At 50.2% G+C, this 10121-nt stretch carries 5 protein-coding genes; 3 read left to right on the forward strand and 2 right to left on the reverse strand.

All coding sequences use genetic code 11. The annotated features are described in order from the left end of the window. The first annotated feature begins 89 nt into the window (after window positions 1-89). The 3 genes from thrC (at window position 90) to GPK83_RS03100 (ending at window position 4917) form a co-directional block, all read left to right on the forward strand. The gene (gene thrC / locus GPK83_RS03090) at window positions 90-1577 is read left to right on the forward strand and encodes a threonine synthase (protein WP_015552275.1); all 1488 of its coding nucleotides are present in this window, start codon (window positions 90-92) and stop codon (window positions 1575-1577) included. Between the two features lie 143 nt (window positions 1578-1720). After that, window positions 1721-2587, forward strand: coding sequence for a class II fructose-1,6-bisphosphate aldolase (gene fba, locus GPK83_RS03095; protein ID WP_015552276.1), 867 nt, complete (start codon window positions 1721-1723; stop codon window positions 2585-2587). Between the two features lie 212 nt (window positions 2588-2799). Then, window positions 2800-4917, forward strand: a complete 2118-nt coding sequence (locus GPK83_RS03100) for a glutamine synthetase III (protein WP_215703973.1) — start codon at window positions 2800-2802, stop codon at window positions 4915-4917. A 108-nt stretch (window positions 4918-5025) separates the two neighbouring features. Here GPK83_RS03100 and GPK83_RS03105 read toward each other — a convergent pair whose 3' ends face one another. Both GPK83_RS03105 and GPK83_RS03110 read right to left on the reverse strand, forming a co-directional pair. Beyond that, a complete protein-coding gene (locus GPK83_RS03105) occupies window positions 5026-7260 on the reverse strand; it encodes a GH25 family lysozyme (protein ID WP_215703974.1) in 2235 nt (744 codons plus the stop codon). A 333-nt stretch (window positions 7261-7593) separates the two neighbouring features. After that, a complete protein-coding gene (locus GPK83_RS03110; RefSeq protein ID WP_215703975.1) occupies window positions 7594-9447 on the reverse strand; it encodes a sugar phosphate nucleotidyltransferase in 1854 nt (617 codons plus the stop codon). Window positions 9448-10121 lie beyond the last annotated feature (674 nt).

Consider the following 10121-nt stretch of genomic DNA (forward strand, 5'->3'; position numbering starts at 1 on the left):
TTGATTTTATCTTGCAAGCGACATTAAAGTATGCTACACTTTCCGTAAAGTTTACCACTGTATCTGCGTAAAGAGAGGAAGGAAAAACGATGGAATTATTATATGGAAGTACCCGCGGCGGGGAGACTGGCGTGACAGCATCCCAGGCAGTGTTAAAAGGACTTGCAGATGACGGCGGTCTCTACGTTCCGGAGCGCATCCCGACGTTGGACGTGACGATGGACGAGCTTGCCGGAATGACATATCAGGAGACGGCATACGCAGTTATGAAACAGTTCCTGACCGATTACACGGAAGAAGAACTGAAATACTGTATTTCCCATGCATACGATGAGAAATTCGACACAGAGGAGATTGCACCGCTCGCAAAGGCGGACGGCATGTATTTCCTGGAGCTGTTCCACGGAAAGACGATCGCTTTCAAGGATATGGCACTCTCCATTCTGCCGTACCTTATGACAACGGCTGCAAAGAAGAACCATGCGAAGAACGAAATCGTGATCCTGACCGCTACATCCGGAGATACCGGAAAGGCAGCTATGGCCGGATTCGCTGACGTTCCGGGAACAAGAATCATCGTCTTCTATCCGAAGAACGGAGTAAGCCGTGTTCAGGAGCTTCAGATGCTGACCCAGAAGGGCGCAAACACATCTGTAGTCGGAATCGAAGGAAACTTTGATGATGCCCAGACAGGTGTAAAGAAGATCTTTGGCGATAAAGAATTCGCGAAAGAACTGGATGCTATGGGATTCCAGCTTTCCTCTGCAAATTCCATAAACATCGGCCGCCTTGTTCCACAGGTCGTTTACTATGTATACGCCTACGCGAAGCTTCTCGCAAACGGTGAGATCGAAAAAAATGAGAAGGTCAACGTCGTAGTTCCGACCGGAAACTTCGGAAACATCCTGGCAGCGTACTTCGCAAAACAGATGGGTGTTCCGTTCGGTAAGCTGATCTGCGCGTCCAATGACAATAAGGTCCTGTATGACTTCTTCCGGACAGGCACATACGATAAGAACCGTGAGTTCATCCTGACCACATCCCCGTCCATGGACATCCTCGTCTCCAGCAACTTAGAGCGCCTGCTCTACTTAAGCTGCGGAAGAGATGCCGCAAAGACAAAGGCGATGATGGAGCAGCTCTCCACAAACGGAAAATACGAGATCACTGAGGACATGAAGGAATTCATGAAGGACTTTGCCGCAGGCTACGCAGATATGGAAGAGAATGCGAAGGAGATCCGGAAAGTGTTCGATGATACCGGATACCTGATCGACACCCATACAGGCGTTGCAGCAGCCGTCTACGAGCAGTATAAGGCGAAGACCGGCGATACCACAAAGACTGTGATCGCGTCCACAGCAAGCCCGTACAAGTTCTCCAGAAGCGTTATGGAGGCAGTCCTCGGAAAGAAAGAGGATGCCGATGAGTTCGCCCTGATCGATGAGATGGAGCGCATTTCCGGCGTGAAGATCCCGCAGGCCATCGAGGAGATCCGCGACGCGAAGATCCTCCACAACCGTCAGTGCAAGCCGGAGGAAATGGAAGAAACTGTGAAACAAACCTTTTCAAAGTAGGGTAAATCGGTTATAATAAAATTATCATGACAACAGTACCTGTTGGGAATAGATGGCGTCTGCTCCGCATATAAATGGAAACAGACGGCAGATCCGGCGGGACAGGCTGTTCTGTCAAAATAACGATTCAAATGGAGGCCTATATGTTAGTAACAGCGAAAGAAATGCTTGAGAAAGCAAGAGACGGCAAGTACGCAGTAGGACATTTCAACATCAACAACCTTGAGTGGACAAAAGCGATCCTGCAGACAGCAGAGGAACTGAGATCCCCGGTTATCCTGGGTGTTTCAGAGGGCGCAGGAAAATACATGACAGGCTTTAAGACCGTAGTAGGTATGGTAAACGGTATGCTGGAAGAGATGAAGATCACTGTTCCGGTAGCTCTTCACTTAGACCATGGTACCTACGAGGGATGCCTAAAGTGCATCGATGCTGGATTCTCCTCCATCATGTTCGACGGTTCTCACTACCCGATCGAAGAGAACGTTGAGAAGACAAAAGAACTGATCCGTATCTGCCGTGAAAAGGGAATGTCCCTCGAGGCAGAGGTTGGAGCGATCGGCGGCGAGGAAGATGGCGTTATCGGTATGGGCGAGTGTGCAGACCCGAACGAGTGCAAGATGATCGCTGACCTCGGAGTTGATATGTTAGCAGCAGGTATTGGAAATATCCATGGAAAATATCCGGCAAACTGGAAGGGCTTAAGCTTTGAGACACTTGCAGCTGTCAAAGAGGCTGTAGGCGATATGCCGCTCGTTCTCCACGGCGGTACCGGTATTCCGGAAGACATGATCAAGAAAGCGATCTCCCTCGGCGTAGCAAAGATCAATGTTAACACCGAGTGCCAGCTCGCGTTCGCAGACGCTACAAGAAAGTACATCGAAGCAGGAAAAGACCTTGAAGGAAAGGGATTCGACCCGAGAAAACTCCTTGCGCCGGGTGCAGAAGCGATCAAGGCGACCGTAAAGACAAAAATGGAGTTATTCGGTTCTGTCGGCAAAGCTGACTAAGCCGTTTAGCTTGCATTATCATGCAGTTAAAAATGTTCTCCCTAGTATCAGGGAGAACATTTTTTCAAGCTAAAATTGAAATTCAGCCGAAATACCCTGGCAGACCATGATTGGAACAGGCTGAATATTTACAGGTAATTCTCATACTTTTTAAAGTACGATTTCACCCCATGCCATAACGGGCAGCTTATACAGAATTGAGGAGGAAAACTATGAGCGAAACTATCAATGTGGAGGCAATCTTCGGAGAGAATGTCTTTAATGACTCCGTGATGAAGGAACGCCTTCCGAAAAGCGTCTACAAGAAATTAAAGCAGACCATCGAGGATGGCAGTGAGCTGGACCCGACGATCGCGGACGTGGTTGCCCACGCGATGAAGGACTGGGCAGTCGACAACGGCGCGACCCACTATACCCACTGGTTCCAGCCCCTTACCGGCGTGACCGCTGAGAAACACGATTCCTTTATCGGAAACTTCGATTCCCAGGGCAAAGTCTTAATGGATCTCTCAGGAAAAGAGCTGATCAAAGGTGAGACCGACGGTTCTTCTTTCCCGTCCGGCGGCCTGCGCGCCACATTCGAGGCCCGCGGATATACTGCCTGGGACTGCACTTCCCCGGCGTTCTTAAAGAAAGACGCAACTGGCGTAACACTCTGTATCCCGACCGCGTTCTGCTCCTACAGAGGCGAAGCACTCGATAAAAAGACCCCGCTTCTCCGTTCCATGCAGGCCATCGATAAAGAGGCGACAAGAATCTTCCACCTCTTCGGACACACAGAAGTAAAGCGTGTCACCCCGTCCGTAGGACCGGAGCAGGAGTACTTCCTGATCGACCGCGACAAATATTTAAAGAGAAAAGACCTGATCTACACCGGACGTACCCTGTTCGGCGCAATGCCGCCGAAGGGACAGGAGATGGATGACCACTACTACGGCGTTATCCGCGAGCGGATCGGTTCCTATATGAAAGAGTTAAATGAAGAGCTCTGGAAGCTGGGAGTTACCGCAAAGACCCAGCACAACGAGGTTGCTCCGGCACAGCACGAGCTGGCAACGATCTACACAAAGGCAAACCTTGCTGTTGACCACAACCAGATTGTTATGGAGACAATGAAAAAGGTTGCAAACCGTCACGGTATGGCATGCCTGCTCCACGAGAAACCGTTCCAGGGCGTCAACGGTTCCGGTAAACATAACAACTGGTCCCTGGCTTCCGACACCGGCATCAATATGCTGGATCCGGGTGTAACACCGCATGAGAATATCCAGTTCCTTCTGGTTCTTGCCTGCATTATGAAAGCAGTTGACCGCCATGCGGATCTGCTCCGTCAGTCTGCGGCTGTTCCGGGAAATGATTTCCGCCTTGGCGCTCAGGAGGCGCCGCCTGCGATCATCTCCATCTTCGTCGGCGAGCAGCTTGAGGACGTGATCGACCAGCTGATCTCCACAGGTTCCGCGACCCACTCCAAGACCGGCGGTACCTTAAAGACCGGTGTTACCACGCTTCCGGACTTTGATAAGGACGCAACCGACAGAAACCGTACATCACCGTTTGCGTTCACCGGAAATAAGTTCGAGTTCCGTATGGTCGGCTCCTCCGACTCTGTTTCCTCCGCAAACGTTGTATTAAATACCATCGTCGCTGAGGCATTCAAGGAGGCGGCTGACGAGCTTGAAAAGGCAGAAGATTTTGATCTCGCTGTCCATGATATGATCAAGAAGCTTCTCGCTGATCACCGCCGCATCATCTTCAACGGCAACGGCTACAGCGAGGCATGGGTAGAAGAGGCAGAGCGCCGCGGACTCCCGAACTTAAAGTGCATGGTAGACGCGATCCCGTCCCTCGTTACCGAGAAAGCGTTCAAGCTGTTCGGTGACTTTGGTGTATACACGAAGGAAGAGCTGGTGGCAAGAGCGGAGATCGAGTATGAGTCCTACGCGAAATCCGTAAATATCGAGGCGAAGGCGATGATCAATATCGCAGGAAAGCAGCTGATCCCGGCTGTTGTCCGCTACACAACCGTCCTCGCCCAGTCCTTAAGCGCCGTGAAGGCTGCATGCCCGGAAGCTGATAACAGCGTTCAGACAGAGCTTCTCATCGAAGTTTCCGACCTCCTCTCCGACATGAAGGTTGCCCGCGCGAAGCTCGAGGATCTCGTAGAAGAGTACCAGCACATCGACAGCATGGAAAAACGCGCCCACTTCTGCTACGACGAGATCATCCCGGCGATGCAGGCTCTGCGTGACCCGGCAGATCAGCTGGAAATGATCGTAGATAAGGAATACTGGCCGATTCCGAGCTATGGGGATATGATTTTTGAGGTGTAAGAGAGAATAGATAAGAATACATAGTATGAGAATAAAAGCACCGCCCTGCGGGAGAAGATCCTGCGGGGCGGCGTGTTTTTTACTGACACAGAGTCTGATATTACAGTTTTACTTCGGTCCAGCAGTCTGATACTCAGACAGATTCGAAGAAGTAGAAGAAGAATTTGAACTTCCCGGCACAGTCGTACTGGAAGAACCGGAACCATAGTTATAGTACGCATTGGCGCTTCCCGGTCCGGTCACGCTGCCGGTGTCTGTATAATAATTGTTCTTGCTGCCTGCTGTATTGCCGCCCGGCGCTGTAGTTGATGCAGAGCCAGAGCTGGAGCTTCCGGAACCTGAGCTGCTGTTGGAGTATCCCGGACCGCCGGTCTGGTAACTGCCGGAGGTACTTGTTCCGCTGTTGGAAGTGGAAGTAGATGCACTGTTTGAAGTTCCCGGACCGCCGGTCTGGTAATTACCAGCCGACATACCCGTATTCGTCTGGGAAGATCCAGGGGTCGTGGCTCCGGTCGCAGTGGTTGTCGAACCACCCGGCGCGGATCCAGCCGCAGCATTTCCGCTTCCGCTATTACCCGTAGTAATCCCATTCTGCGCATTCCCAGCCGCCGGAGTACCGGTATAATTTCCGTTTGCCACAGTTCCGCCCGTTCCCGGCGTATAAACACTTCCCGCGGAACCACCGTCGATCGCGGATGTCTCGCTCAGGCACACACCGCTCTGATTGAAGGTATAGTTTACATTATTTACAACAAACGATCCGTTGGCGATCATCTTTCCATCTGCCGGATTCAGATAATAATATTTTCCGCCGTCATTCAGCCAGCCCGTGATCATATGTCCGGCCTGATTGAAATAATACCAGCTCTTATCGATCTGCTTCCAGCCCACCGCCATCACACCGGACACGGTGTCCATATAATACTTGTTCGTTCCGTCACTCTGCCATCCGATGACCATCCGCCCGTCAGTGTGGAGATAGTAGAACTTTCCGTCAAGCTGCATCCATCCGGTCATCAGCTTTCCTTCGTTATTGAAGTAATACCAGTAACCGTCAAGCTTCGTCCACCCGGCCGCCATCGCGCCGCTGGCATCAAAGTAGTACAGCAGTCCGTCGATCGTCTGCCATCCGGTCACCATAGTCCCGTCCTGCTGGAGGAAATACCGCTTTCCATCGATATCCGCCCATCCACGGACAAGCTTTCCGCTGCCGTTAAAGTAGTAATACTTCCCGTCCATCTTCCGCCAACCGGTCACCATAGAGCCGTTGCCGCGCATATAGTAATAATCGTTTCCGATCCGCAGCCAACCGGTCACCATCGCGCCGTTCAACAGATAATAGTACGTTCCGTCGACCTGGATCCAGTCCTTCGCCATCGTGCCGTCGGAGTTTAAGTAATACCACGCATCCTCCGCCTTCAGCCAGCCGGTCTTCATCTGACCGGTAGTCGGGAGAAGATAATAATACTGGTTGTCAAGGAGCAGCCAGCCCTTAAACTGGGTTCCGTCCGCGTTCAGATAATACCAGCTCTGGCCATCGTTGATCCAACCGGTCTGCTTTACATAGTTTTTGTAATAGTACCACTTGTCCCCGATGAGACGCCAGCGGTTCGCCGGAAGCTTGCTGCTCAGATCCTTAAAGGTAAAGTTGATATCCACATTTCCGTTGATGCCGTTTACAGTACCCTGATTTGATGCCTGCCAGAGGGCAGCACCCTGATAAGTCGGCTTCGAGTTATAACGGGCAATCCAGACATCATAGTGGACCTTCGTCATATCGATCTTATTGCTGATCCAGTAGTCGTTGGTATACACCATCGGATAATATCCGGCCGTCTCAACCTTCTTACAGAACGCGTTTATGATATCCGCGATCTGGGACGGCGTCAGCCCGTTCATTTCTTGCGCTTCCACATCGAGGACCACCGGGTAGGAGATTGGATAATCCTTGATGAGATTCAGGACAAAATCCGCGTCGGATTCCGCCATCGCTGTAGTCGTCGCGTAGGAATAAAGGTAAACACCGACGCGGAGTCCCGCCGCCGCTGCCCCACGCACATTCGTATCAAAATACGGATCCACCGCATTGTTGTACCGCGTTCCGATCATCGCGAACTGGATATCATCATCGGCGACCGCGGACCAGTTGATATTCTGCTGCCACTGGGAAACATCGATGCCCCGGGACAGGATACCGGTAAGCACGGAACCATCACTTCCAATATAGGAGCCGGACGCGTTCTTCTGCCAGGAAGCCGCCCATACCGGAACCGCCGGACTTACCGCGGAAAAAGCCATGACGGCACTTAAAAGAACCGCCGCCGCCCGTTTCTTTTGTCTCATGGAAATCCCCCTTTAAAAGTTGTACATTAAAATTCTTATCTTACAAGCTGACAGACCTGATGCCGGATGTAGCTGCCGGTACCAGGCAGCGCTGTACTTCCGAAACCGTCGACCAGCTATAAAAAAGATCCCGGGATAACTGTATTTCTGTCACAGCTTCATCCCGGGACTCTATGGACGTTATCTGCGTATTTTCAGTATAGCATAAAAATACACATACGTCTTGCAAAAATTCAATTGAAAATGTGGCGATTATTCGGCTTTTCCGGACCAGTTCCCTGACCTGCGTTCTTCCGAATGCCGCACCAGGAAAGCCGCAGACCGCCAGTACGGTTATCTCAGTGTCCCGCCGTCTCCGATTCCAAGAAATTCCGGCGAGGTAATAATCTTCTTATAAAACCGCTTCGCATACCGGTACATCACGATCGTATAATCGCCAAACTCCTCGCCGACACTGCTCTTATACACCGCCCACAAACACCACAAGAATCCGCCGAGGGCAATATAAGCGTAGTAAACGAACCGCTCCTCGGAAGTCGGCTCCCGGTGCAGGTAGAGCTTGATCAGTTTCTCGACCTCAAAATCATTATAATAGGAATAGATCGCGCACATGCTCACATCGATCAGCGGATCAGACATGCCGGAGTACTCCCAGTCGATCAGGCGGAGATCCCCGTCCGGCAGGAACAGGAAGTTGTCGCACACGCTGTCGATATGGGACAGGACCTTCGGCCGGTTCAGGTGGTCGAGGCGGTCAAGCAGTGTCATCATATGGGACTTTACTTCCGGATAATCCTCAAAAAGCTTCTTCTCGTATCCACGGCACAGTGCCTCATAGAAGGTGATCCGCTCCCGGATATCAAAAGAATAGTCCACATGGAGCTTCGAATCATGGAGCTTCTCCACAAGTGCCATGCACCGTGCCACATCATCCCAGTCGCGCGGATCGCTGTTGCGCGCCCCCTCATAATACTCGGAAATCTTGTAGCCGGTCTCCCCGTTCATGTATACAACATGTTCGGTGATGCCGTAATCCTGTACTGCGTCATAGACCGCCTTTTCCTGCTTCCGGTTGATCAGAAGCTCGGTTCCCGGACCAGGAATCCGGCAGATATAGGACTTGCCGTGAACCTTAAACAGGAAAGACTTGTTCGTCATGCCGGTCTTCAGGCATTTAATGCCCGTGATCTCAGACTCCGGAACCTGCAGCACCTCGGAGATCAGCTCCATGGCGATATTGTCGGAATGGTTCTGGTAGCGCTCATCGAAGAGGCGGAGCTCCTCAAGATTCTCGAACTCGTATACCTGGTTGTCCGGCTGTCTGTTGATATACATCTCAGGAACCGGGAAATGGTGCTTTCCGGGAAGATGACTGTCGACCTCGCCGTTTAAGAGGTCCGCCAGAACCTGCTCCCAGTACATCTGCTCCGTTCCGGGAGTATGGTAATACTCCTCGAGGACAGGGAAGAACTTTTCCGAAAACTCCTTCGAGAAGAATACTGGTCCGTACATGACCCAGGAGTCCTCGCCGCCGACCTTCACGCCGGTGAGCAGCCCCTTTTTGCTTGTCTCAAGACACCACTCGGAAGTCTCGCCCTTCATATATACAGAAGAGTACCATGCGCCGCACTCGTAGGTGTGGTACATATTGTTGCGCATCCAGTTGTCGGAAGAGAGAAGATAAGTGTTCCTTCCGATAAAACACTCCCGGGCACGGTAGAGTGTCGTCAGCGTATTCTTATTGTGATATTCCGGATTGTAGAGAAGCTTCACGCCGAACTTGTCGATCAGATACTCGAACTTCTCCTTCAGATATCCCACAACGATGGTGATATCCGTGACGCCCGCTTCATGCAGCTGCTTGATCTGCCGCTCGATCATACGCTCGCCGTAGACCTCAAGAAGTCCCTTCGGCGTCTCGAAGGTCAGCGGTACAAATCTGGACCCGAATCCCGCCGCGAGGATCACGGCGCTGTCCATCCGGTAATTTCTTAAAAGATCCACACCGCCTTTTAATAAGGAATAAGATCCGTCCACCGGATCAAAAGAAAAAAGCTCCTGGTCCAGACCTTCTTTCACGAGATGGTTGCAGGTCCCAAGGGAAATATCCATCGCCGCCGCCAGCTCCCGCTGTGTCATCTTGTTGTTCTCATAAATATTCCTGCAGAGTAATCCCAAACGATCCATAGTCGTCCTCCGAATCAAAGATGTTTGCATCGCTTATTATTACTGTTTAATAATAAGGAAGAAACTGATAAAAATGAACATGTTCAAAACGAAAAAATAAATAGATATATATGAACATTATAACACGTACTTCTGATAATACAAGAAGATATTTTGAACATGGAATTATCACGTTCAAAATATCTTAAAAATCATATCAAAATGAACGCTGCGTAATGACACATCCTTGCCACAAAGCTGCCACAAAGTGTAAAAATGGGCATATTGTATTAATATATATACAATATCAGCTAAAAACAGCATTCGTGTAAGAGTTTCGTAAGAAAATAAAAACAAAAAAGATATGGAAATTCTTAAGAAAATATACTATAATACCAGTGTATTCGAGGTACAGAGTATTTCTGGAAGCGAAGTAAGATAGTTCCCTTTATTAAAAAATCTTCATTTTTTGTAAAAAAACTATTGATAATTTTACTTATCGGAAGTATAATGGCTTCGTAATGCAATTAGGAATTTCAAAAAGCGTTTCAAAAAAACAAAAGGAGAGTGCATTAATTATGAGAAAGCAGACTAAAATTGCTGCAGTAGTATCCGCAGCAGCTCTGTTAGCATTAGGCGCTTCCATGACATCTTTCGCAGCTTCCAAGGGAACCTGGATGATGGTTGATGGCGAG

It is taken from the genome of Clostridium sp. MCC328, from assembly GCF_018785465.1.
In the GTDB taxonomy this organism is placed as follows: Bacteria; Bacillota; Clostridia; order Lachnospirales; family Lachnospiraceae; genus Pilosibacter; species Pilosibacter fragilis.